This is a genomic window from Planktothrix pseudagardhii (assembly GCF_904830925.1).
Classification (GTDB): Bacteria; Cyanobacteriota; Cyanobacteriia; order Cyanobacteriales; family Microcoleaceae; genus Planktothrix; species Planktothrix tepida.
Genome location: NZ_LR882967.1, coordinates 6,344,783 through 6,369,549, shown reverse-complemented (window position 1 = coordinate 6,369,549; position 24,767 = coordinate 6,344,783). Strand labels below are relative to the sequence as shown.

The 24,767-nt window shown below is 41.3% G+C and carries 19 protein-coding genes; 12 read left to right on the top strand and 7 right to left on the bottom strand.

The window, feature by feature from the left end; all coding sequences use genetic code 11:
• Nucleotides 1–16: 16 nt before the first annotated feature.
• Nucleotides 17–2,758: a zinc-dependent metalloprotease gene (locus NMK36_RS27615; RefSeq protein WP_254175099.1), complete on the bottom strand. Its 2,742-nt coding sequence runs from the start codon at nt 2,756–2,758 to the stop codon at nt 17–19.
• A 257-nt stretch (nt 2,759–3,015) separates the two neighbouring features.
• A complete protein-coding gene (locus tag NMK36_RS27610; protein ID WP_254175098.1) occupies nt 3,016–6,612 on the bottom strand; it encodes a hypothetical protein in 3,597 nt (1,198 codons plus the stop codon).
• Between the two features lie 122 nt (nt 6,613–6,734).
• Here NMK36_RS27610 and NMK36_RS27605 point away from each other — a divergent pair, with 122 nt between their 5' ends.
• Entirely contained in the window at nt 6,735–6,953 is a 219-nt protein-coding gene (locus NMK36_RS27605) for a hypothetical protein (protein ID WP_072717588.1), read from the top strand.
• A 214-nt stretch (nt 6,954–7,167) separates the two neighbouring features.
• Nucleotides 7,168–10,272, top strand: coding sequence for a phosphoenolpyruvate carboxylase (gene ppc / locus NMK36_RS27600; protein ID WP_072717589.1), 3,105 nt, complete (start codon nt 7,168–7,170; stop codon nt 10,270–10,272).
• 118 nt (nt 10,273–10,390) lie between these two features.
• Here the strand turns inward: ppc and cysH are convergent, their stop codons facing one another.
• Complete coding sequence (cysH, locus tag NMK36_RS27595) at nt 10,391–11,275, bottom strand: phosphoadenosine phosphosulfate reductase (protein WP_254175097.1); 885 nt, start codon at nt 11,273–11,275, stop codon at nt 10,391–10,393.
• A gap of 367 nt (nt 11,276–11,642) precedes the next feature.
• Complete coding sequence (locus NMK36_RS27590) at nt 11,643–12,011, bottom strand: rhodanese-like domain-containing protein (RefSeq protein WP_072717591.1); 369 nt, start codon at nt 12,009–12,011, stop codon at nt 11,643–11,645.
• Nucleotides 12,012–12,639: 628 nt separating this feature from the next.
• Here NMK36_RS27590 and NMK36_RS27585 point away from each other — a divergent pair.
• The 5 genes from NMK36_RS27585 to NMK36_RS27565 all read left to right on the top strand — a co-directional run bounded on the left by NMK36_RS27585 (nt 12,640) and on the right by NMK36_RS27565 (nt 19,499).
• A complete protein-coding gene (locus tag NMK36_RS27585; protein WP_072717592.1) occupies nt 12,640–13,782 on the top strand; it encodes a DegT/DnrJ/EryC1/StrS family aminotransferase in 1,143 nt (380 codons plus the stop codon).
• Between the two features lie 65 nt (nt 13,783–13,847).
• On the top strand, nt 13,848–14,711 hold the full coding sequence (crtB, locus tag NMK36_RS27580; RefSeq protein ID WP_072717593.1) for a cyanoexosortase B: 864 nt from the start codon (nt 13,848–13,850) through the stop codon (nt 14,709–14,711).
• 34 nt (nt 14,712–14,745) lie between these two features.
• Nucleotides 14,746–15,432 (top strand): cyanoexosortase B system-associated protein, encoded by a 687-nt coding sequence (locus tag NMK36_RS27575; protein ID WP_072717594.1) that lies wholly within the window; start codon nt 14,746–14,748, stop codon nt 15,430–15,432.
• A 51-nt stretch (nt 15,433–15,483) separates the two neighbouring features.
• Nucleotides 15,484–17,154 (top strand): polysaccharide biosynthesis/export family protein, encoded by a 1,671-nt coding sequence (locus NMK36_RS27570; protein WP_072717595.1) that lies wholly within the window; start codon nt 15,484–15,486, stop codon nt 17,152–17,154.
• 98 nt (nt 17,155–17,252) lie between these two features.
• On the top strand, nt 17,253–19,499 hold the full coding sequence (locus NMK36_RS27565) for a GumC family protein (protein WP_254175096.1): 2,247 nt from the start codon (nt 17,253–17,255) through the stop codon (nt 19,497–19,499).
• A gap of 119 nt (nt 19,500–19,618) precedes the next feature.
• On the opposite strand, the gene NMK36_RS27560 is transcribed toward NMK36_RS27565, so the two are convergent.
• Nucleotides 19,619–20,065, bottom strand: a complete 447-nt coding sequence (locus NMK36_RS27560) for a hypothetical protein (protein WP_072717597.1) — start codon at nt 20,063–20,065, stop codon at nt 19,619–19,621.
• Nucleotides 20,066–20,264: 199 nt separating this feature from the next.
• Here NMK36_RS27560 and NMK36_RS27555 point away from each other — a divergent pair, with 199 nt between their 5' ends.
• The 3 genes from NMK36_RS27555 (at nt 20,265) to NMK36_RS27545 (ending at nt 21,237) form a co-directional block, all read left to right on the top strand.
• Nucleotides 20,265–20,738 carry a photosystem I reaction center protein subunit XI gene (locus NMK36_RS27555; RefSeq protein ID WP_072717598.1) on the top strand — a complete coding sequence of 158 codons (474 nt, stop codon included), beginning with the start codon at nt 20,265–20,267 and terminating at the stop codon, nt 20,736–20,738.
• An 80-nt stretch (nt 20,739–20,818) separates the two neighbouring features.
• On the top strand, nt 20,819–20,935 hold the full coding sequence (locus NMK36_RS27550; protein ID WP_072717599.1) for a photosystem I reaction center subunit VIII: 117 nt from the start codon (nt 20,819–20,821) through the stop codon (nt 20,933–20,935).
• Nucleotides 20,936–21,024: 89 nt separating this feature from the next.
• The gene (locus NMK36_RS27545) at nt 21,025–21,237 is read left to right on the top strand and encodes a hypothetical protein (RefSeq protein WP_072717600.1); all 213 of its coding nucleotides are present in this window, start codon (nt 21,025–21,027) and stop codon (nt 21,235–21,237) included.
• A 172-nt stretch (nt 21,238–21,409) separates the two neighbouring features.
• Here the strand turns inward: NMK36_RS27545 and NMK36_RS27540 are convergent, their stop codons facing one another.
• A complete protein-coding gene (locus NMK36_RS27540; protein WP_072717601.1) occupies nt 21,410–22,753 on the bottom strand; it encodes a peptidylprolyl isomerase in 1,344 nt (447 codons plus the stop codon).
• 199 nt (nt 22,754–22,952) lie between these two features.
• Between NMK36_RS27540 and NMK36_RS27535 the strand changes: the two genes are divergently transcribed.
• Nucleotides 22,953–23,504, top strand: a complete 552-nt coding sequence (locus NMK36_RS27535; protein ID WP_072717602.1) for a peroxiredoxin — start codon at nt 22,953–22,955, stop codon at nt 23,502–23,504.
• 69 nt (nt 23,505–23,573) lie between these two features.
• Here NMK36_RS27535 and NMK36_RS27530 read toward each other — a convergent pair whose 3' ends face one another.
• Nucleotides 23,574–23,777 carry a DUF751 family protein gene (locus tag NMK36_RS27530; protein WP_072717603.1) on the bottom strand — a complete coding sequence of 68 codons (204 nt, stop codon included), beginning with the start codon at nt 23,775–23,777 and terminating at the stop codon, nt 23,574–23,576.
• Between the two features lie 286 nt (nt 23,778–24,063).
• Here NMK36_RS27530 and NMK36_RS27525 point away from each other — a divergent pair, with 286 nt between their 5' ends.
• The gene (locus tag NMK36_RS27525; protein WP_245824171.1) at nt 24,064–24,741 is read left to right on the top strand and encodes an HPP family protein; all 678 of its coding nucleotides are present in this window, start codon (nt 24,064–24,066) and stop codon (nt 24,739–24,741) included.
• Nucleotides 24,742–24,767 lie beyond the last annotated feature (26 nt).

Genomic DNA, 24,767 nt, shown 5'->3' with positions numbered 1-24,767 from the left:
TTTTTTCTCCGTGATCTTAATTTGATTGTACTTCAGCCTCTAATATTTTTTGAATCCGATCATGAGTTTGTTCTAAATGCGCTAAGGTATAAGCATTCATCTTATCCTTTTGTCGCTTTAATGTTGTTTCTAACTGTTGATTTAACTGTTGAAGTTCATACCAAGCTAAGGTTTCTGCATCTTCAGGAACGGTAATTTTTCGTAACACCATCTCGCTCAAAATTTCCAGATGCTCCCGTTGTAAAGAACGCCGAATACTGGAAATCTCAATAGTGCCATTATTCACTGAAATTTCTGACCAAATTCCATTTTGAACCGTTTCAAATAATTCGGGTAAAGTTAACGCATTATTGGCTGTTGTTTTTAATTCTAAATCCCGGAGCCGAAATAACCGAGTTGAAGCAAACAATTCGTGTAAAATATAACGCTGAAACCAACTAATTCGGCGAGTAATGGGATAATCCAAATAACTATTTTGATCAGGATTTGCCCAATCTGACCAACGAGCAGGTGCTAACTGATTTAAGAGATTGGGAGAAAACTTAAAGATTTTATCGGTAAAAACATAGGTTTGCAAAAGTTTTAAAGCATCCCGTTGTTTTTTAATTGAAATAGGTTCAAAAGGTAAACGATGATATCCTTCTCCTGCTCTGGTTCGATTAAAGGATTGTCCGCCAATATAAAGGGTTAAATTAATCGCTTGACTAGAATAATAATCAAAAATTGTATCGAACATTTTCCGCATTTTATCATAGCCTTCTCCATCACGAGGGGTATAGCTTTCTAACCGTTTCCACATCTCAACAGAATTATCTAATTGCCATTGAGAATACTTCAACATATCATTACTTAAATCTCTGGTATTTGTAGCGGGGTCAAGAAAAACTCCCCAGAAATCTTCATCGGTTGCATAAGCTAATTCTGGTTGAGTTGCTCGTTTAGCAATGTCTTGTAATGCTTGCCATTCTCCTTCAGGGGTTGTACTAGCAATAGGCTTATAACCATATTCAATTGCCCATTGATCATAAGGCCCTATTTGGGTGGGAAAATAATCTCCCTGTGGTGTTCCTTGGGGAGCTAAATTCACCGGAAGATAATCCATAACGGAACTAACTAATCCTTTCGTTTGAGTAATTTCAGGATTATTTAATTCCTCTGGAGATAGAAGGGTACTGCCTTGAAAATTATGTCTTAATCCCAACGTATGCCCGATTTCATGGGAGATTAAAAGACGTAAATATTGCTGAATATAGGCTTCCATTTTGGGGCTATTGGGCATAATATTTTCTAATAGCGATAAAGCTGTTGTACCAATCATTAATTGTTCATTGAAAGCACTGCGAAAACAAAATTCTTCGGCAATATTACTCTTTTCAGCTTGGGATTTTTTCATCTGGGAATAGGCATATAATCCTATTGGGCAAGGTTGATTAACGGTAGTTAATGATGAATTATTATTGTCGTCTCCTTCAGAACTCATTGCAGAATTTGAATCTAAAAAGACTCCAGCCCCCTCTTGTAAACTTCTTAGAGCACTGCTTTCGATAATAATATCTGCATCTAAAATCTCCCCGGTAAACGGGTTAGTATGGGAGGGGCCATAACCATTAAAGGAAGATTTAAAGGAGGTAGACCAACGAATTGTATTATAACGTACATCTGCGGGATTCCAGGGAGCATTGTCGGGCATTTGTTCCACTTGAATCGCATTCAAAAATCCAGCTTGTTCAAAGGCTTTATTCCAGAATAAAATTCCCTCTCGAATTCCTTCTCGATATTCTAAAGGAACGGTGTTTTCTATCCAAAATTTAATCGGTTTAATCGGAGGAGAAAGAGCAGCATTGGGGTCTTGTTTTTGTAAATTCCAGCGATTAATATAACGAACAATCGACGATCTATCTGTGCGTCCCGATAAATCTTTATAGGTTGTGGTAAAATATCCGACTCGTTCATCGGCTAACCGAGGACGATAATCATTATTAACAGGAACAGCTAACAAACTATAGCGAACTTTTAAGTTAAAGGTGCGATTATCGGGTAAGGACGGAATTGATCTAGCCTCCCCATATTGTCCTAAAGAAAATCCAAACACAGATTCAATTTCAACATTTTCAGGAAAGGTTTGAATTTGAGAAATATAAGACTTACTGGGATCGATTGCATACTTATTGTTTAAAAATTCCGAAAATTCAATCATCAATCCGGGTAAATCACTTTGACTATTCAATAAATCACTAATTTCTATTAATATTGTTTTCCGTTCAGGATGAATACCTAAAATAGGTAGAGTTTGTAAAACAGATTCACTAAAGGAACGATTAATTGAACGAGTTTGGGGATCATTTTCTTCAGTGCGAAAATTAATATTAGGAACAACCACTTGAATTTTATTCTCTACAGACCGGAATTGAAATAGGAGATCCCTAAGATTCGTTCCACTTACAATTCCTTCTTCTCCAATACCCGATTCTAAGGTAGCAAACGATAGAAAATTTTGATTCAACTGTTCAGGTTTTAATTCCAGATAAACTTTACCCGATTCTTTATTATGATAAATTGTAAATAACCCTTCTAATTTTTCACTTCCTTGAATCACTTGCTCAAAGGGTTGTTGAGTCACTTGTTGAGCTACTAAATAGTCTTTGAAATTCGAGAGAGAAACCTCTTGAGCATTAACTTGAGATAATCCTACTGTTATGATTAAAAATGACATCAAGCTCAACAAAACAAAGCGTTTTGCCTTTCTAAATTTTGTCATTATCCGCGCTATCCCTTTTGGCAATCTGGTTTTCATCAGTTATCAGTTATCAGTTATCAGTTATCAAGTATCCGCATCGTAGAGACGTGCCATGGCGCGTCTGTACTCAAGTATCCGCATCATCAGTTATTGGTCTTGAGTTTTTAGTTTTTAGTTTTGAGTCAACAACTGCTTACGACTCAATCCTAAATCCTCAATTTCAACGATTAACTCCTAACTCTTTCACTGATAACTGTTGACTGATAACTGATGACTGATTACTTTTTACTTTTTACTGGTTTCGGCCAAGAAATTTGATCAAGTTTAACTAATTTTTGAGAAACGGCAACTGCACCATATTGATTTAAGTGACTGGGATCAGAAAAATAGTGATAAGTTTGTAACCATTCTCTGGATAAATCAATAAAAATTAGTCCTGTTTCTGCGCTGATGGATTTCATCAGATCTTGGAATTTTTCTTCATAAGCTGTGCGAATCGGATCAAGATAATCTTGTGTCAGTGGCATATTGACAAACACAATATCAGAATTTTTGGATTGCACATATTCAATCAGATTTTTTAAGGCAGTGGTTTGTTTTCCCTCTAATTCAAACCCTTGATAATCTCCATCATAATAACCTGAAACTTGAGAATGAGTTTGATAATAAACTTCAGGACTAAATTGAATGGATAGGGGTAAAAATCCATTGGCTTGAAACTCTGAGGTTTCTAAGTCTTGAGGATTTGAAGGTTCCGCTTCATCAACCGGGGATTTAACCTGCGGTTGAAAGGCTTGTCCCTTCATCACAGACTGTAACAGAAATTTCAGGCGATCGCGTTGTCCATAACTTTTTGAACCTCCAACAAACTGTTGATTTAAACTGGTTTGAAACTGGTCAAAACTTAATTCTCCTTGACGAACTTTTTGAGCAAAATCCCCTAAATTATATTGCCAATTCCGGCTAAAAGGTTTTTCCTCCTCGATTTGAGACTGGATCTGAAACGTTCCTTGAGCAATTTGTTCATAACCTTCCGAGGTTGAGATCGTTTCATACGTCCGATCCACTCGACCACTATTGAGAGCACGAACCCCATCGGCTAGGATAATCAACCTCGGCAATTGTTCAGGAGGCAAAATCTGACGAACAATCAAATCAACGACCTGCAAGGTGGCACCATTCACCCCAAAGTTATAAACTTTTAACTCTCCATAACCTTGTGATCGTAACTCTTGTTCTAAAACCCCCGGATCAATGCCCCGTAATGCTCTGGAACTTCCAATTACTAGAATATCAGGCGGTCGTTTTTCCGTCAAAATAAAATGTTGATATCGTGCTAATTGCTCATCTAATTGGGGGCTTTTAAATGTTGGATAAAGAAATTGAGCTAACTTACACGCTTCTAACCCTAATTTTTGATTAGATAAACTACATTTTTTTGTTTTTAGGGTCGATGAAATAAAATCACTGGCATTAAATACACCATTTTCCTTGGAATTATTCTGATTTCGAGGAAGATTGGAGGCAATAACAACCTCTGATGTTTTTTCCGCTAAATTACTTTCATTAGAAACGGTTATTGCACTGTCGCTCACCCCATCCATCGGAATTTGTGCTAATCCTTCCCCTAATATTCCATCCAGTTGTACGACCAACAACCCTCCCAAAGTCCCCCACACCAAAGCTAAGGCGATTTTTTGATATCGGCGGGTTCTGAGATCTTGCACAGAAACCATCATCGCTTCCCGCGACGCAAACACACGGGTCGCCACCAACCCTTGAGCCATAACCTCAACACTGCGGTCTAAAACCTCTCGCCAATTGGGATAAATCAGGTTTCGAGGTTTGGGAGCATCTGTCTCAAGAGTATCGAGGTTTAAATCAGGACGGAGAACTAAACTCCCCGGTTGTTGTACCAGGGTTTCAGCTTCCTCCGTCGGAGTGACAAAATCTGGTAAAGCCGAAGGAGTTGTATCCGGTTGAGTGGTTTTCAACCTATAGCCATAGCGCCATAAGGGCAGTTTCTGTCCCGAACGACGGCCATAAATTCGGACTCCCGCAATGCCACTAATGCGATGGGTGCGTAAAAATTGAGCAATAACCGGAGCAATCTGCGACTGAGACGGACAGGTTGCCGCTTCCGTCATAACGTGGAGTAATTCTCCTTTCTGTAATAACAGGACACGAATTCCTCCGGTCGCCAGTTTTAACTCTAAATCGGGATTAATTAAACGAGTAAGAATAAACCGTAAGGCGGACAGATTGCCCTGTTCCGCTAAGGTTAAGGCGGTAGGTTGTAAGTCCGAATGGTGGGCACCGGGTAAATTGAGCCAATCAATCCAGATGGGAGTCCCCGGTTTAGCGTGGGTTGCAGTGGTTTCTAAACCATAAACCGTTGCCGCACAAATTCCTTGCGGCGTCAGCAGATCTAATAGGGGGGCCACGATATCCATGACCGTTTGTTTATCAGGAACTTGACGTTTTCGAGTTTTCGTTGTGCAGTGACAGAATAAATGCAGCGTTGATTCTTTTAAAGTGGTTCGGACTTCCACCTCAAATTGACTGAATTTATCATTGAGCAAACGGGTGATTGCTTGTTCATCCCCCCAACGTCCCCACTCTTTGAGAATTTTGTCCGGTGGGGTTAAATCAATCCGTAACATCCAGTCAGGAGTTGATTCCCCCTGGACTTGCAACAAAATACAAGCATCCCGAAATCCTTCCAGATGCAACTGTCGTAACCGTTGAGCAATGGGTTGAGCCAGTAAGGACGGATCAGGACTATAAGCCGATTCACACAACACCCACAGCCGCCTCCCGGATAGCTGTGTTTCCTCTAGGGATTGTTGTTTATCGGTTTTTTTGACTTTAGCGGCTTTTTCCCGAATCGTAACTTTGACCCCAACTCCCAAGCTGCCTAAAATTTCGCTGAGATAACTAGCGATCGCATCAGGATAACCCTGTCGTGCCAAACTTTCCGTCGAGACTTCAATCCCGCTTGATTGCTGATTGTTGACGGTTGGCGGTTTGTTATTAACCGAGGACTCAGAAGTTAATAAAATTCCCCCCCTCTCCTCTCCTTCCCCTGCTCCCCCAACTCCCCCTGTCCCCTTGTCCCCTTGTCCCCTTGTCTCCCCTGCTCCCCCAACTCCCCCTGTCCCCTTGTCCCCTTGTCCCCTTGTCTCCCCAACTCCCCCTACGGTCACTGAGCTTGTCGAAGTGTCAGATATTGCACTAAAAGCAAGACCATCATCTGCAAGTAAGGAAAAAGGTAAAGTGTCTGGTTCAGTCGGATATTGCTCACGGGGTTGGATTTCTAAATCGGGTTCCGGTATTTGTTCTGGTTCGGGTTCCGGCTCCGGTTGGGGAAACGGTTGAATCGTTGAAGGGGGCGTTATTTCCTCTAGTTTAGGGCGTCTGAAAAATCTGGTAATTTTTTCTAAAGGGTTGTGTCCCGGCTCAGGAACAGGCTGTGGATGCTCTTCTACTGGGGGACTTTCACGAAGATGGGCAGACGCCTGAAATTGTAATTCTGTGTATTCGAGTTTAACTGTCCAATCCGGTCGTTTGGCTGCAATACTCCGCCCCGATAAAAAGATTTTATAGATCGGTTGATTGGGGGGAAGTAAAGTTGTTAAGTTGGTGTGGGTTAAGGCTTGTGAAAGGTGAGATGTTGCAATTTTTTCATCAGGACTGACAACAGATTCACACAAAATGTGTAAATGATTGCCCCGCAAACGGATTTGAACCTGCACATCCGCAAGTCCAATCGCTTGTTCTGCCCATTGGGTTAAAGCTAAACCCTCGACCGTTGAAACTGTTTTATTGCCCTTCAACACCACTCCCTGCCCGTATGTACAGACGTGCCATGGCACGTCTCTACTTGTTTCGACTATAATTTTGGCATGATTCGCCAAAAATTTGGATCAAGATACACCGAGAAGTAGAGACTTATCAACCCTGAATTTCGACCTCCTTAACTCTAACAATATTAACTATGCAATCCCCCCAAACCGATCAATCCCTGCCTAAAAGTGCGTCCAGCGTTGCTATTCCTCAAAACTGGTTATTAAGTTTAGCGACAACTCCGCTATTAATCACGGTATTAGGAACAAAAGCTCTCCATGAGATGCTTCTCAATCTCAGTTCCAACAGTGAAGAAATTTTCCGAGGCGATCGCCTTCCCGTTCTCCATTTTCCCCCATCAGAGGAATAAGCTAAACAACAGGAGAGGGAGGAAAAATCCTGAACTTCTAGCACCGTACTCTACGATTAGCCCTTCTGTGTCAACCCTCAACCCCCTGTTTATGTCATGAAAGGATTAAATTTACCTTAAAGAGTCGTGGATTTGACTGTAACGTTCCGTGTTTTGGGAGAAATTAAGCCATACAATAAATTGGATATTCTTGCCACACACCGAACAGACCATTATGAGTTCACTGCTCCAATCCTCCGAACAGGTTCCAAACACGGTCGTTTCATCAAACCCACCCACTACCACGTCGGATTTGTTTTTGCGGAATCGTCTCAAAATTATAGAGGATGTCTGGGAGTCCGTCCTCCGCCAAGAATGCGGTCAACAACTGGTGGACTTACTCCATCAGTTAGCGTCTATGACTTCACCCGAAGGACAAGCCGCAGAGTTTCAAGGATCAGACGTTCTAAAATTAATTGAACAGCTTGATATTAACCAAGCCATTCGCGCAGCGCGAGGGTTTGCATTATATTTTCAACTGATCAATATTGTTGAGCAGCATTATGAACAACGGGAGCAACAACTGGCTTATTCCCAGGGAAAAGGGAAAGGAAAGTTGCCGATTTCCCCTGTTAAATCAATGTCTACTTTTGAATCTCGGAATCAACGGTTTTCCGATGAAGAAGAAAGTCCAATTCCGGGCGCGAATGTCACGAATTACACCGAACAAGATCGGGAGTTAGCAACATTCCATTCTCTGTTTCCCATGCTGCGACAGTTGAATGTTCCGGCTCAAAAGATCCAACGGTTATTAGATCAACTTGATGTTCGCATGGTGTTTACGGCGCACCCGACGGAAATTGTTCGCCATACCATCCGCACCAAACAGCGTCGGATTGCCACGATCTTAGAACAATTAGATCAAGTGGATGAAAGCTATGGTGGCTTAAGAAATGAAGATTTAGGAGAGTCTTCCATTTTCTCGGAATGGACAGAAGAACTCCATGAAAAATTGACGGAAGAAATTCGGTTGTGGTGGCGGACGGATGAACTTCATCAATTTAAACCAACGGTTCTCGATGAAGTAGACTATTCCTTACACTATTTCCAGGAAGTTATATTTGATATCATTCCTCAACTCTATAAGCGTTTAAAACACGCTCTGCACGTTTCTTTCCCTTATCTGAAATTACCTAAATATGATTTCTGTAAATTTGGATCGTGGGTGGGTGCAGACCGAGATGGAAACCCATCGGTGACACCAGAAGTGACCTGGAAAACGGCTTGTTATCAGCGTCATGTTGTCCTAGAAAAATATATTGAAGCCGTTAAACGCCTCAGTCGGGTACTCAGTTTATCGTTGCATTGGAGTGATGTTCTTCCTGAATTATTGGAGTCTTTAGATCGAGATCAAGGTCAATTACCGGACATCTATGATCAAACGGCGATTCGCTATCGTCAAGAACCCTATCGTTTAAAACTATCTTATGTTCAAAAACGATTAGAAAATACTCGCGATCGCAATTGGCAAATGTACAATAATGCTGAGTTGTCTCGCATTCGAGAGCGTTTAGTTCCTGACCATGAAGCGAGTAAATTGTACCGTTCCGATGAGGATTTCTTAGGGGAATTAAAACTAATTCAACGCAACCTGGAAGAAACGGGGATGACCTGTCAAGAACTGGAAAATCTCATCTGTCAGGTGGAGGTTTTTGGATTTAGTTTAGCTCGGCTGGATATGCGTCAGGAGTCTTCTGTTCATTCGGGTGCCCTCAACGAAATTATTAGTTATCTGCAACTTTTACCCCAATCCTACAACGATCTTTCAGAAGCGGAACGATGTCTTTGGTTAGCAACGGAACTCCAAACTCGGCGCCCTTTAATTCCGGCAGAATTGCCCTTTTCTGAAAAAACCTGCGAAACTATTAATACTTTTAGAGTCATGCGGGAGTTACAGCAGGAGTTTGGGCCTCAAATTTGCCAAACCTATATTATTAGTATGAGCAATGAAGCCAGTGATTTACTGGAAGTGTTGCTATTGGCAAAAGAAGCGGGACTGTATGACCCGGCGACGGGGATAGGAAACGTGATGGTGGTTCCTTTGTTTGAAACAGTAGAAGACCTCAAACGCGCTCCCCGTGTGATGACAACTTTGTTTGAGTTACCGTTATATCGGGCGATGTTAGCCGGAGGTTATGAAAAATATCAACTGGTGCAGAATGATCCTGACCAATCTTTGCAAGAGATTATGTTAGGGTACTCCGATAGTAATAAGGATTCGGGTTTTTTAAGTAGTAACTGGGAAATTCACAAAGCCCAAAAAGCTTTACAAAAGGTTTCTGAATCTTATAAAGTCGGTCTTCGCATTTTTCACGGACGGGGAGGGTCTGTCGGTCGAGGCGGTGGCCCAGCTTATAAAGCGGTTTTAGCTCAACCGGGTAAGAGTATTAACGGGCGGATTAAAATTACTGAACAGGGGGAAGTTCTCGCGTCCAAATATTCCCTCTCTCAGTTGGCTTTATTTAATTTGGAAAGTGTGACAACGGCGGCAATTCAAGCTAGTCTGCTCCATAACGGGTTTGATGAGATTGATCCCTGGAATCAAATTATGGAAGAGTTGGCAACCCGCTCTCGCAGCCACTATCGGGCATTAATTTATGAACAACCTGATTTAGTGGAATTTTTTCATCAAGTCACCCCCATTCAAGAAATTAGCCAACTGCAAATTAGTTCCCGTCCCGCTCGTCGCAGTGGCGATAAAAAGAAAGATATTTCGGGTTTACGGGCGATTCCTTGGGTGTTTAGTTGGACACAAAGCCGCTTTTTATTACCGTCTTGGTATGGGGTGGGAACGGCTTTACAGGAATTTATTAATGAGGAACCCCAAGAAAATCTAAAACTGTTGCGGTATTTCTATGTGAAATGGCCGTTTTTTAAAGTGATGATTTCTAAAGTGGAAATGACCTTAGCCAAAGTAGACATCGAAATTGCTCATCACTATGTTCGGGAGTTAAGTCATGCTGATGATAAAGAACGGTTTGAGGTATTATTCCAACAAATTGCAGAGGAATACTATCTGACGATGCAATTAGTTCAACAAATTACAGGACACCAACGACTTTTAGATGATGATCCAGTTTTACAACGTTCCGTTCAGTTACGCAATGCCACCATTATTCCGTTAGGTTTATTGCAAGTTGCCTTGTTAAAACGGTTACGTCAACATGGAAAATCCGTTGCTTCTGGTGTCGTTCATTCCCGTTATAGCAAAGGAGAATTACTCCGAGGTGCGCTATTAACAATTAATGGAATTGCTGCGGGAATGCGAAATACAGGCTGATATTTTCAGTTATCAGTTATCAGTTATCAGTTATCAGTCTATCTTTAATCAAAAAAGAAGAAGAGTAAAAAAATCCCCCAGCATCAATTCCGGGGGATCAATAAAAAAAGGCTTAATATTATAAGGAACTGGAATCCAAACTTTTTGCTTCTTCTTCGGTTTGGGGTAAATGTAAACCACATTCTTGTTTCAAACCTCGGAAACGAGTATCCCGTTCATTTTCATCCGTTGTCATTAAAGGACGACTGGAATGCCAATCTCCGACGGTGGTATATCCGAGATCAAAATAGGGATGGTAAGGTAAATTGTAGGTTGTTAAATATTGATAAATATCCCTAGAATTCCAAGACAGAATCGGATGGACTTTGTAATACCCTGATTGTTGAGCTACTCGATTTAAGGTTCTCCGATGACTGGTTTGATCTGCCCGTAATCCGGCTAACCAAGCCATTGCTTTTAATTCTTTTAAAGCTTGTTGCATCGGTTCAACTTTACGAATTTTATCGTAATAATTTAAGGCTTCAACATCATTTTTTTCCCATAATCTGCCATGTAAAGCTTCCATTCGCGCTGGACTGATGGGAGATTGATAAACTTTTAAATTCAGGTTGAGGCGTTGTGTTAACTCTTCAGCAAAAATATAAGTTTCTGTCGGTAAATAACCGGTATCAACCCAAATAATCGGAATATTAGGAACAATACGAGTCACCAGATGCAGCATCACAGCCGCTTGAATTCCAAAGCTGGTACTCATGACCAAACCATCCCCAAAGACTTCCGCCGCCCACTTGACAATAGTAAGGGCATCCGCATCAGCCAATTGCTGATTTACGGCATCTAAATCGAGTTCGAGTGGTTGAATGACTTGAACTGCCTTATGGTCTGAGGATTGATCCCGATGATCACGCTGCTGTTGGGAAGGGGTGTGACCGTTGGCAACGGAAGAAGAAATAGAGCTAAGATTCCCGTTACCATTGGGATCGATCAGATTCAATTGCGGCATAGTTTTCCTGGTTTCCCTTGTTATCGATATTGAGTGTAAACCATGAAGGGCTTTGGAGGTTGGCTTAACACCGGACGAAGTGGGTTAGTCGCTTTCTAACCCTTTGCAACACAACTTAAGCTAACCAGACCCTTATATTTCAGATTTTGGGGGTTCTCTACTAGATTTTACCACAACAACTCGATCTAAAATTTTGCCATCGGGGAGCAACATCTCCCCAATAATACCCCGCCGTTAAAAATTTAAAGGTTTGAAAAACCAGAAAAAGAATAATTATTGTTAACTAAAATCAGTTTTTTGTTGGGCTTTAGTCCCCAGATTTAGAGAATTAAAGCCCAGTAATAAACTGATTTTTTGATCGGGATTATTAAACAACAGCACTAATCGCTTCTACCGGATAACCAACAGCTTGCCATGCTGCTAAACCTCCGATGATCTCAGCGACTTTTTTAAATCCAACTTCACGCAGTTTCGTAGCTGCTTCAGCCGTTTGTTCATCGCTTTCACCGTAAATGTAAATATCACGATTTAGTTCTAAATGTGATAAAATCTGTTCAGCAAGATTCTCAAAGGGCGTATGAATTGCACCTTGAATATGGCAATGATTGAAGCTATTTAAGTCGCGGACATCAATAATCGTTAAAGCGGGTTCGCCCCAATCCAGACGGGTTTTGAGGTCATAAACCCGAGATTTTGCTGTTAAGGGAGGAGGTGTAGGAATGAATCGAGAAAACATAATTAAATATCCGTTAAATTTGCTTACAAGAAACATCGAATGTAACAGATTATTGCTTATTTCATTAAGTTTTGTTACCATCCTCTTGACAGATTTATTAAGATAAATTCCTATTCCTTCTGATTCTAGGATCACTGATCACTGATTACAGTCAACAGCCAACACCCTAAGTGATCAGAAAAATGGGTTTTAAACCCCGTCCCATTCGACAAGTTCAGGGCAAGCCTTCTAGGACGGGTTTATTGAGGTTGTCATTAACATTTGATCGTGCTACGATTTTCGGTAGCAGGAAAGGTAAATAACCTGTCTAAAAACCTAGTTGCCTAACGGCAAAATACGCTCACCTTGGCAATTGAATCTATAGGGTTCTACTGCATAGTTCTAGTTTCCCCAGCAGTGGGTAAATGATTCGTGGGTACTAGACAACCAGTTTTTTGAAACAAAAAAGAACTCGCAGGAATGCGAATAGGGTAGGGCATACCCGAATTTACGCTTGGGGAGAATCCCACCTCTGGTTAAAGCACGGCAAGGTACTTTGATTAAGTGGTTTCGTTGAACCAAGAATCCACACGCCTTCAGGCTGAGGAGTGTCAAGCTGGTGTTACCCCTATATGCTCATCGTTGATGTATGACTAGCACCCTAACTTCTGTTCCCTTTGTGGATTTGAGTTTTATTCACGATCCCCTGAAACCTGAAATTCAAGCTGCAATCCAGGCTGTAATAGACAAGGGGGACTTTGTTTTAGGTCAAGCTTTAACCGAATTGGAAATTGCTTTTGCTCAGGCTTGTGGGGTTCAGTATGGAGTAGGAGTTGCCTGTGGAACGGATGCGATCGCTCTAGGTTTACAAGCCTGTGGAATTCAACCGGGGGATGAAGTTCTAATTCCTGCTAATACTTTTATTGCCACATTGATAGGAGTTTTACACGCAGGAGCCACTCCAATATTAGTGGATTGTGAACCCCATACCGCCTTAATTGATCTCAATCAAGCCGACAAACTTGTTACCTCAAAAACCAAAGCAATTATTCCAGTTCATCTCTATGGTCAGATGGTTTCTCCCCATCAACTCTTTGCCTTTGCCGCATCCCATAATTTAATTATTTTTGAAGATGCAGCCCAAGCGCATTTAGCAGATCGGGAAAGTTATTGTGCGGGAAGTATTGGGTTAGCGGCTGCCTTTAGTTTTTATCCGGGTAAAAATTTAGGAGCTTTTGGCGATGGCGGAATGGTGGTGACACAAAATGAAACCGTTGCTCGAAATCTGCGAAGTTTACGGAATTATGGTGCTCCGCAAAAATATTTCCATACCGAACGAGGAACCAATAGCCGTCTTGATACGTTACAAGCTGCCATTTTAAAAGTCAAGTTACCCCATTTAAACGGTTGGAACCGCGACCGCAATTTTGCCGCCGAAAAATATGATGCGTCTCTTTTGTTACTACGAGAAAAAGGGATTATTCCAATTGAAAATCAGAGTGCAGATGGTCATGTTTATCATCTTTATGTCATTCGTGTAACAGAAGACTGTGCGATTAGCCGCGATACCCTGCAAAACAAACTGACTGAACAAGGAATACAAGTTGGAATTCACTATCCTATTCCTTGCCATCTCCAACCGGCTTATCAAAATTTAGGCTACAAAGAAGGAGACTTTCCCCAAACCGAAAAACTCAGTCAACAAATTTTATCTTTACCCATGTATCCAGGGTTAACGACAAACCAAATTAATCACGTTCTAACAGCCATTCAGTCTGCTATTACGGCTTAGAAAAATAGGATTTTCAGTCAGGGGCTTCTCGCTTAACAGTTAACCGTCAATCGTCAACAATAATTATGCAGTTCAACCGTAAAATTCCGTTCGCCATTGAACAAGATCTATTAAATTGGGTGATTGTTGTTTTAATGGTGTTGTTGTATGCACCGATTTTAATTCATTGGTATGATGGCTGGCTCAATAAGAATATTGGGATTGAGCATGAATATTTTAGTCATGGTTTAATCGGTTTGCCTTTTGCGGCTTATATTGTGTGGACAAAACAGCATCAGTGGAAAAAGTTACCGAATACTAGCCATCCTTTAGGAATAGTGCTCATCCTACTGGCGAGTCTTTTTTATGGGAGCGGTTTAGCAGATTTAGTTAATTTTTCTTTTCCCATAATGTTAGCGGGACTTTGCCTACAATTTAAAGGAATACCCGGTTTAAAATTACAGGGAATTGCATTAGTCTTTGTCTTGTTAGCAACCCCCAATCATTTACCCTTTTTAATCGAACCTTTAGCCTTACCCTTACAGACGTTTATTGCTCACGTTGCTGGATTTATTCTCACCCAATTTAATTTAGATGTCACGGTGGAACAAATTTACCTGTTTGTCAATGGTCAAATTGTAGAAGTTGCTCCTCATTGTGCCGGGTTAAAAATGCTATTTACCAGCCTTTATGTGGGATTAATGTTACTGTATTGGACAGGACTTTTAGCCTCAAGAACCCTCAGTATTTTTTTCTTACTGAGTGCAGCTTTAATCAGCATTATTGCTAATATTATTCGGAATACGCTGTTAACGCTGTTTCATGGAACTGGTCAAAATGGGTTATTCGCGTGGCTCCATGAAGGGTGGGGTGGAGATTTATATTCAGCGTGTATGCTGGGTTTATTGGTGGTATTAATTAATCAGTTATCAGTGATAACTGATAACTGATGACTGATAACTGATGACTGATAACTGATAACTGATGCGACAGCAACAATCTAAAATTCTGATTGTCATTGTAATGACAGCATTGTTAATTGGCGCGGCACTTCCAGGCTATATCAACCAGAAATGGTCATGGATTGATATGCCTCAACTCAAAACTTTGCCCCAACTGCAAACCATTAGAAAAGAAGGTTTAACTCTTTCAGGATGGCAAACCGTTAAAATTGAACCGATCCAAATTGGAAATCAACAGTGGTTAAAACAGGAGGTAAAACGTGACAAACAAACAGCAATAGTGTTGTTATTAACCCAAAATTACTATAAAGATCAGCCTCAAGTTGAATGGATGGATGTGACTGGATTTCTAGGATGGAAAACTGATGAGGAGCAACGCGATCGCTTTTCGGTAAAGTCCACCTCTGAAGACTTAGATCCTGTTGAAGTTGAAGTCAAATTTTTTAAAGCTTGGACTGCGACTCAAACCTATGCAGTGGCTCAGTGGTACGCTTGGCCAAATGGTGGACATCCGGCTCCGAGTCATTGGTTTTGGGTAGATCGTTGGGCACAACTGAGTCGAAATCGAGCCCCCTGGGTGGCGGTTTGTCTTTTGATTCCGATTAAACCTTTGGGTAATATCCAAGACGCTTGGCCGGTGGCGACCGCTTTGGGTGAAAGTGTACAAGCGTCCTTAATGGCAGAAGCATTAGTCACAACTAAACCTTAATAGCACTTAATAGCAAGAGTTGGCTCGCAATTGGTAATTCGTAATTCGTACATGAATCAGCGTTACAACAAAACCTGGGCTTCCCTGTTTCTCTCTAGTTTGTACTCCACAAGTTGGATTATTTCTTTTGTGGCATTGTTGTGGGGATTTCCAGCCCAACAACGGGTTTTAGCCCAAACCGTTACCCTTCCAGAAAAATGCGTACTTCCCCAGGAAATACCCAGCCAACCCTATCCAGGAGCGCAACTACGACCGCCAGCTTTTCCCCAACCAACTTGGCCCCAACTCATCCAACTCTTTGAACAAGCTGGGAATCCAATTTTAGATCGCTCAGGAGCCATTCCACCGCCGATTGATAATACGTTTTTCAAACGTTTGAGCGAAAATCGAGGCGCCAATTATCGTCTGGGGCCAGGGGATCAACTGTATATTGATGTCTTTATTAATGGCCAACGTTCTAATGATTTAAGCGTTCCCACCACAACCGTTACCCCCGATGGTGCGATTCTACTGCCTTTAATTGGGGCAATTCGAGTTCAGGATGCAACCCTAGAACAGGTACAGTCGAGTATTGTAAATCGTTTAAATCCCTATGTGAAAAATCCGCAAGTCAATCTTTCATTATTAACTCAGCGTCCTGTACGAGTCACGATTACTGGGGAGGTGGCTAGACCGGGGTTTTATCCGTTAACCAGTCCAGAACTCCCAGTTGCGTTAACAACAGCCCAGGGAACGACAACGGCGGCAGATTTGCGGATGGTTAAAATTCGTCGCACCTTAGCGAATGGTCAGGTTGTGGAAACTGAAGTGGATTTGCTAACTCCGTTGTTGCTGGGGGTGAGTCCGGCGGATGTGTTACTCGAAGACGGTGATGTAATTGTCGTTCCCTCCCAGCAGGTTCGGGCCTATCAAGGGCCAACCCGAAATATTTTAGAAACCTATAGTTTAGCCGCAGCCCCAACGGCGGTGAATGTCACCATTGTTGGAGATGTGACTCGACCGGGATTTTATCAACTCCCCCCTGGAGGTGGACAACTAGCAACGGCACTTCAAGCTTCAGGGGGAGCGAGAATTACATCGGATTTACGGTCAGTGCTGATTTGTCGAATTACTGTTGATGGTCGTTTAGTCGAAGATATTGTGGATTTGTATACTCCAATTAAGGAAGCAACGGCTTTACCGAATGTGTCCTTACAGAATGGAGATGCGATTATTATCCCGAAACTTCAGCCTGATGAGAAGGAAGGTTATGATCAACGTTTGATTGCCACCTCAACTTTAGCCAGCCCTCAAATTACGATCAGGATTTTGAGTTATCCTATTAATGCGGTGGGTGCGGTGGTGTTACCCAATGGTAGCAGTTTTATTGATGCCTTGAATTCCGTTCCTTTGAATTTAGCAGATTTACAGGAAATTGCTTTAATTCGTTATGATCCTGAAACTGGGAAACCTACAAGACAGATTTTAAATGGTAAAAATGTATTAGCCGGTGATGCAACTGATAATGTTTTGTTACAAGATAATGATGTGATTGTTGTAAATCGTAATTTAGTTGCTCAGGTGAGTTATGTTTTAAATAATTTTACTCAACCTTTCCGCGATATTCTCGGATTTATTCTATTTTTCCAACAGTTACAAGCAGGGGTAGAAAATTTGTTTAGTCCGTCTGGTTCTAGCAGCAGTGGCAGTAAAAATAGTAGCGGTAGCAGCACCAAGAAATAATCAATTAAGTTATCAGTTATCTGTAAATCGCAGTTCACTATTCCCTTTAATCCTGTTCTTACCTGTTCCCTGTTCCCTGTTCCCTATTCCCTATTCTTATGACTTTACCCATTATTAAACGATATTTAATCGCTTTTGAAAACTATAAATTAGCGGGTTTTGCAACCTTTATTGTGGCGTTAGGGGCATCAGGAGCCGCTGCAATGTTGATGGAAACCCCTCCAACTCCTCCCTATAAAGCTACGGGTTTGATGACAGGTCAAAGTAGTCCTGTTATTTTTTCTAAAACCGGTGAAATTATTCAACAACAAGGACAACAATTATCTTCGGAAATGTTGCTTCCTAGGAGTGTGATAGAACCGCTTCTTAAAGAATTTAATCTTGTCCCGGATGACTTGAAAAAAAAATTAGCGATTAAACTAGAGCCAGGCGTTCCAGGAGGGAAAGATGCTCCCGGAACTCCGATGAAAATTACGATTTCTTATCAAGATCCTAAACGAGAACGAGCCGTAATGTTTGTCAATACCCTGATGAAAAAAATGCAGGAACAAAGCCGGATTATTAATACTCAACAATTGAATAGTATTATTACAGCAATTCAAGAACGATTAAAACCATCCAAAGCAGAACTGAGAAAGGCAGAAAAAGAGTTGGAAAATTATGATAAGCGCGAAGGGGCAACAATTTTAACATTAGAAAGTGGCTCTTTACCTGCCGCTATTTTAGCAAATGAACAGCAGCAAAAGGATATTAAATTACAGCTAGAAGCTCTGAATGCTCAACTTGCTAGTTTAGAATCTCAATTGGGTTTAAATGTTGATCAAGCTTTTGTTTCCCAAGCCTTAGCATCTGATCCAATTATTGCTCAATTACGGGTTCAATTGTATGAAATTGAATCCCAATTAGCCGTTTTACGCAAAGATTATCGAGATCAACATCCCCTAGTAGCGGACTTAGTAAAACGTCAACAAGCTGCTGAACAACAGTTACAAGAGCGCGCCGCCGAAGTGTTAGGAGGAGATGGAATTGCAGCCCCTTTACGACAAGTTGATCAAATTCGAGTCGATTCCTCTCTCGATCCCACCCGTCAACAATTAGCTCAAAATTTGATAGCCCTTAAAACTCAAAAAGAAACCTTAGAACAACAATTAAAAGCCTCGATCAAAACCGGAGAAGATTTAAAGCAAAATTATGCCACAATTCCCAACAAACAAATGGAAAAACAACGCCTAGAACAGCAGGTTGCTTATAAAAAAGCATTGTATGATCAAATGCAAGCCAAGTTAGTGGATGCTCAAGCTGCTGAAGCCGAAACAACCAGTAGTTTAGCGATCGCTAAAGAAGCAGAAGCCCCCGATGTGGAAACCCCCAAAGCGATGAGTATGGCTTTAATTTTGGCAATGGGAGGACTTGGTGGTGTTCTAGGGGGTGCGGTGATTATTTTTGTCTTAGGAATGCTAAGTGGAAAATTCTATACTTGGGAAGAAATTCAGGGGGCATTTAAAGAACGTGAAGTTCCCCTTTTGGGTGTGGTTCCAACGGTGTTTTTATTCTCAGAGGAAGATCATCTCCCTTTATTATTGAAACCCCATTCTGCTTATCTGGAATTTTATGAAAAAGTCCGTAGTAATTTGCAACGGGCAGGAAATAAATCTCCAAAAATAATTTTAATTACCAGTGTCGGAACTTCTGAAGGAAAAACGTTAAGTGCTTATAATTTAGCGATCGCTTCGGCTCGTAGTGGTAAACGCACGTTATTAATTGAAGCCGATTTTCGCTCGCCTTCTGAAGTCAATTCCTTGGGATTAGCTCTTGATCCTCAAAGTTTCATTGAACCCTTGCAATATTATGGGGATTTATATGGTTGTATTCGTTTAGTTCCTAATGTCAGTAACTTGTCTGTGATTCCTAGTCCAGGGCCAGTGCGTCAACCCTCAACCCTTCTCGAATCAAGTGAATTTCGACATCTTTTGGAAGAGGTGCGTTATCGATTTGATTTTGTGGTGATTGATAGTCCTTGTTTCAATGGTAATAATGATGTCTTAACGTTAGAACCCTATACCGATGGCATGGTGATGGTCGCTCGTCCCATTTATACCCCATCGGGGTTATTAGGAGAAATCACAGACAAATTAATGGATACCGAGGATGAAGATCCTAAAAAATATCGTCCGCGACTCTTGGGAGCCATTGTGAATGGGGCTGATATTTACGTTGATGACCATACCGAAGAAAACACCTATGAAACCGAACAAATGATCAAAGATAAACCTCCTGTGCAACCTGCACTGAAGTCGAAAACACCTTCTCCTCAGAAACGATTACCGGCTAAGGTACGGAATTGAATAGGGAATAGGGAATTACGAATTACGCTTATGGAATAGAGTGTGCTGGATTTAGTAGAGACGTGCTTGGGCCGAGCAGGTTCATGCCGTCAGGCTATTGGCACGTCTCTGAGGAAGCCTTAGCGACGTTGTGTTGGTAATTGCGGTGGGGTTTGAAGGTTGAGATCGGTATAGGAGGGTTGGGTGAGAATTGAAGTGTTATAGGGATTGATCATATCGGGAGTCCGAATAATCGGATCATTGCTGACTTGGCGCAACATGGCTTCCCGATATAATTGATTCACAAGTCTGGCATCATTGGTCATGACCGTTTCAGGAAAACCATTGATACCATTAGGCCAAGGGAAACTAATCCCTAAATAAGTAGACATTTGACCCGCTAAGGATTTGTTTTTAAACACATCTCCAGAAGTTCTGGAGGCGGCGCGCATAAAATCTTCCGCAAAGGGTTGATAGGTGGTGGGATAATCATTAAACATCGGTTCTGCTTTCACTGTCGAGGCAAACACCGTTGATGCGATCGCCCCAAAAACAGCATAGCTCAAGGATTTCAATTGTTTAGTCATAATCTTAGTTGCTTGATAACTCGCTTAAATCTTAACTTGTTTTCACAGTGAGACACCCAAGGCCGGAAGTGATCCCCCCCAGATGTGAACTTTTTTGAAGCTTATGCTCATTTCTGTAACGAGATTGCCTATCCCTGCGTAAAATATGAGCTTAATAACTGCTACAAGTTCTTCAATTATTACAGGAGAAAGAAACCCCATGGCAGAATTGATTAAACCCTATAACGGTGATCCGTTTGTCGGCAACTTGTCCACTCCGATTAGCGATTCTGATTTTACCCGTGCATTTATCGGGAACTTACCCGCTTACCGTAAAGGCTTATCTCCTTTACTGCGTGGCTTAGAAGTCGGTATGGCACATGGTTACTTTTTAGTCGGGCCTTGGATCAAACTTGGGCCATTACGGGATCATCCCAGCGCGGCTAATTTAGGGGGATTAATCTCAGGCATTGCGTTAATTCTAATTGCCACGATTTGTTTATCTGCCTACGGATTAGTTTCTTTCCAAAAAAGCAGTTCAGACTCCGGCGATTCTTTGCAAACCTCTGAAGGTTGGAGTCAGTTTGCTGGCGGTTTCTTCGTCGGTGCAATGGGTGGGGCTGTTGTCGCCTTTTTCCTGCTGGAAAACTTTGGCATCGTTGATGCGATTTTCCGGGGCTTGGTCAATAGCTAAGTTTCCTTTGAATTCGGGGATAACATAAAATCCCATCACCCAACGTAACGATTTTCTAACATCCAATAGGAGAATTTGATATGACCGGAGCATACGCAGCTTCTTTTTTACCTTGGATTTTAATTCCTGTGGTTTGCTGGTTATTGCCAATTGTGGCAATGGGTTTATTATTCATCCACATTGAAAGCGACGCCTAGATTTTACCGTTGAGTCGCTCCAATTCTCCACCCCAGGGTGGGGATTTTTTTTGTTAATTTAAAAAAACCGGATTTTTTAGGTTACATTCATGTCTCCCGCCGACACCCCTAAACCTCAACCTGCTCCAGCAAAACCCCCTGAAGATAAAAAACCTTCTCCACCACAATCTCCAGACTGGGGAACATTAGGGGCTTTAATTCTGGCCTTGTTTATCTTAATTATCGTGGTGGGAAATGCAACTGGATTTGGAGATAGTCAAAATCGACCCTTGACGGATTCTAGTTTTGAGCAAACGGATTAACAATTTTTGTCTATAGCACTACTTGAAGAGGGAACAGCTTAACTGGGAACACCGAACAGTAAGAAGTGAAAGGGTTTCAGGATTGAAAAATGTCCTAACCGTCAGGCGTAGTGCTATAGGGTGAGGGATGCCAAGCTGATGCAGGAACCTACTCACCCTAACTTAGGAATTCTTAACCAATGGTTAAGGCTAAATCTGTAGGAGATGTAATCACAATTCCCGTTTGTACAACGCTCGGTTGAACATTTTTAACAACGCCTAAAATACCCGAATTAGCCACACGAATTACTGTGTCATTTCCTGATGCAGTAAAACTCAAGTTAGCCAAAGGAATTGTATCAAGGATATGAATTTTATCTCCTTCTGCAACTTTAAAGTCTGTGATGATATCGGCTAAATTGACATCAAAAACTTTTGTTGCTTCATCCCCCCGCAACATAAAAATATCAGCCCCCCCTTCTCCGGTTAAAGTATCTGTTCCTAAATCTCCGATTAGAAAATCATTGCCCTCATTTCCATTTAAGCTATCATTATCCTGTCCACCTCGAAGAAAATCTGAACCAGCCCCTCCAAAAATCGTATCATTTCCTCGATTTCCATTCAAAATATCATCCCCTTTTCCTCCTGTCAGACTATCATTATCTTTTCCTCCCAGAATATAATCATTTCCATCATTTCCATTGAGAGAATCATTGCCTTGATTGCCATTAATAACATCTTGTGCTGTGGAACCTGTCACCAGATCATTCCCCCCTCCAGTTAATAATCCACGAGGATTATTTTGGGTAATTTCTGGGGTCATTGTTATGACATTATCCGCATCCAAATTACGAGGATAGGCATAACTTAAAGGCAGACTTGCACGATTGATGGTATTAATAAATGCGTTGAGAATATTGACATCGTTAATCACTCCAGAAACACGACTCGGTATAATTCCATCAACCACTTCTGCGTCTAAAAGTCTATTTCCTTGTCGAATTTGTGTGACGATATCAAAGCCTTGAACAACATTTCCAAATACGGCATACTTCCCATCTAAATTGGTGGAATTATCCGCTAAATTAATATAGAATTGTGATGAAGCCGTATCGGTTCCTTGCGCTCGCGCCATGGCAATAGAACCTTGTACATTACTTAATACTGGAGGAACGGTAATTCCTGCTTCTTGAAAGGTTTTACTATACAGAGGTTCTGTAGCCCCTTGAGGTTTAATTTCTAAGGGAATATTTCGGACTTGACCTGTGGTGGGATCAACAAAACCTCCCGTTCCTAAAACACTGGGATCAACATTCGGATTTTTACTTTGGGGGTCGCCACCTTGAACAACAAAAGGTTGGGGTTCTAAAACAACACGATGAAAGATGGTGTTATCATAGACATCTCGTTCAACTAAATCTACAAAATTTCCAGCCGTTATGGGTGCATTAGCACCATCAACTTGAATGGTAATAGGTAAACCTTCAACTACCATAATCACGGTCGCCGAACTGGTTAATTTGGGTTGATCAGCCATAATAAAATAATGAGTTAAAGTCTCTAAACTGCTGGGAAAAATAAGGCAAAATTAACCTGATTTTCTCTTGATATTTTACAAGGAAAATTGCTCTTTGAGTTAAAGATTGCCAAGATTGAGACTTCTCAATGCAAAATTAAGTTCCTGATTGTCCTGAGATTGTGTAAACTTATGTAAAGAGTTGTGATGATCTCGAACTATGATATCTCGTCGTTTATTTTTCAGTTTCCTTTTATCTGTCGGTTTAGCGGTTTTTAGTTTGAACTCTACTTCGCCGGCTTGGGCGTTAGGAGGGAAACTTCCCAACTTAAATCAACCGGCTCCTAATTTTACCTTACCCACCAATAGTGGAGAAGGAAAAATTTCTTTATCAGATTATCACGGACAATGGGTTGTTCTCTATTTTTATCCGAAAGATTTTACCTCTGGCTGTACTTTAGAAGCCCGTCGTTTTCAACAGGACTTACCTAAATATTTCGCTAAAAATACACAAATTTTAGGGGTGAGTGCTGATGATATTCAATCCCATGCTGAGTTTTGTGACTCGGAGGGGTTAAAATTTCCTCTACTGGCAGATGTTGATGGAACTGTCAGTAAAGCCTATGGTTCTTGGCTCAATTTTATCTCAATGCGTCATACTTTTATTATCGATCCTGATGGGATTTTAAGAGAAAGATTTCTAGGCGTTAATCCTGCTATTCATAGTCAAGAAGTTTTAGCTCGGTTGGATGAATTACAACAAACAATTTAGTTAAACTTAAAAAGGGAGGGAAAAAAGAATAACCCGCCCTTTTTGTTTAAAAATTATTCTATTTGTTTTTTAAACCGGGTTTAAGCCTAACATTGCGCGTAAGGTAAAAAAGGTAAAAGCAAAAACACTAAATAGTAAACTAACGAGTGCAATTGCTGTTACCGGACGATTTAAAAGGGGTTTTAGGCGTTCAAACAGGAAAAAGAAAATTCCCAGGGTGAAGGTAATAAAATAACGGGGATAGCGCGAAATGTTTTGAAAAAAGTCTTGCATTGTCGGGGTTGGAATTAACTTCAGATTAAAGGTTTTTCTAGTTTAACAGATTCAGTCCTGTACTGGGTTTTGGGGTTAGGGAAGGGTTGACAGCCCTTGAGGGAAGTGATATTAATTAGGGAGCCTAATATTTAGGAGTCCTAATAAAAAAAGGAAGAACTGACATGACATTAAATGTTGATGCCTATGCTGTGATTACAAGCCTGATGCTAGAAGGTGCTAATTATCCAGCCGAAATCCTTAAACTAGCCCAGATCTAACACTCAGGTTCTATCTATTTTCCAGCATGATGCAGACTGGTTTTCTAGTAGTTTTATGGCAACGCTGCAAGCATCAGTTATCCCTACTTTCCGTCTCCAAAAGTGATCAAGAACTGATTCAGGGAAAGCCATCAATCCGTCTTCAAAAGGGCGTTTCTAAGTTTTTAGGTAATACTAGGAGACATCGACGGTTGAGAGTTTATGTCAGGCGATCGCATAAATTGGGTTGTGCCTATCAACCTCGGTTTTCCTATATTCAAGTGTTACTCTCTTGGCTCGGCAGTTTTGTGGGAATCGCAGCCCTGGCTTATCTTTCCACCTATAGCCATTATCCATTGATTGCAGCCCCGATGGGCGCGACGGCGGTTTTGGTGTTTGGAGTGCCGGATAGTCCCTTGGCTCAACCGCGAAACGTGATTGGGGGTAATTTTTGGGGGGCATTGGTTTCGATTTTATCGGTGCAATTTTTCGGTACGGCTCCTTGGGTAATGGCTTTAGCCGTTGCAACGACGATTAAGCTGATGAAACTAACGCGAACCATTCATCCGCCGTCGGGTGCGGTGGCGTTGATTGGTGTGATGAGTGGTGTATCGTGGAAGTTCTTATTCACTCCTGTATTAGCGGGATCGGTTATTATTGTTCTCTGGACTTTTGTGTTTAATAACGTTGCACCAGGTAGAAGTTATCCTAAACACTGGCTCTAAGCCTTAAATTATTTTTAAACACTAGA

Coding starts and splice junctions, on each gene's coding strand:
- NMK36_RS27565 (WP_254175096.1), top strand. CDS start 17,253: ATGACTTTACCCATTATTAAACGATATTTAATCGCTTTTGAAAACTAT.
- NMK36_RS27575 (WP_072717594.1), top strand. CDS start 14,746: ATGCGACAGCAACAATCTAAAATTCTGATTGTCATTGTAATGACAGCA.
- crtB (WP_072717593.1), top strand. CDS start 13,848: ATGCAGTTCAACCGTAAAATTCCGTTCGCCATTGAACAAGATCTATTA.
- NMK36_RS27545 (WP_072717600.1), top strand. CDS start 21,025: ATGTCTCCCGCCGACACCCCTAAACCTCAACCTGCTCCAGCAAAACCC.
- ppc (WP_072717589.1), top strand. CDS start 7,168: ATGAGTTCACTGCTCCAATCCTCCGAACAGGTTCCAAACACGGTCGTT.
- NMK36_RS27540 (WP_072717601.1), bottom strand. CDS start 22,753: ATGGCTGATCAACCCAAATTAACCAGTTCGGCGACCGTGATTATGGTA.
- NMK36_RS27590 (WP_072717591.1), bottom strand. CDS start 12,011: ATGTTTTCTCGATTCATTCCTACACCTCCTCCCTTAACAGCAAAATCT.
- NMK36_RS27615 (WP_254175099.1), bottom strand. CDS start 2,758: ATGACAAAATTTAGAAAGGCAAAACGCTTTGTTTTGTTGAGCTTGATG.
- NMK36_RS27550 (WP_072717599.1), top strand. CDS start 20,819: ATGACCGGAGCATACGCAGCTTCTTTTTTACCTTGGATTTTAATTCCT.
- NMK36_RS27570 (WP_072717595.1), top strand. CDS start 15,484: ATGAATCAGCGTTACAACAAAACCTGGGCTTCCCTGTTTCTCTCTAGT.
- NMK36_RS27555 (WP_072717598.1), top strand. CDS start 20,265: ATGGCAGAATTGATTAAACCCTATAACGGTGATCCGTTTGTCGGCAAC.
- NMK36_RS27535 (WP_072717602.1), top strand. CDS start 22,953: ATGATATCTCGTCGTTTATTTTTCAGTTTCCTTTTATCTGTCGGTTTA.
- NMK36_RS27585 (WP_072717592.1), top strand. CDS start 12,640: ATGACTAGCACCCTAACTTCTGTTCCCTTTGTGGATTTGAGTTTTATT.
- NMK36_RS27605 (WP_072717588.1), top strand. CDS start 6,735: ATGCAATCCCCCCAAACCGATCAATCCCTGCCTAAAAGTGCGTCCAGC.
- NMK36_RS27525 (WP_245824171.1), top strand. CDS start 24,064: ATGATGCAGACTGGTTTTCTAGTAGTTTTATGGCAACGCTGCAAGCAT.
- NMK36_RS27560 (WP_072717597.1), bottom strand. CDS start 20,065: ATGACTAAACAATTGAAATCCTTGAGCTATGCTGTTTTTGGGGCGATC.
- cysH (WP_254175097.1), bottom strand. CDS start 11,275: ATGCCGCAATTGAATCTGATCGATCCCAATGGTAACGGGAATCTTAGC.
- NMK36_RS27530 (WP_072717603.1), bottom strand. CDS start 23,777: ATGCAAGACTTTTTTCAAAACATTTCGCGCTATCCCCGTTATTTTATT.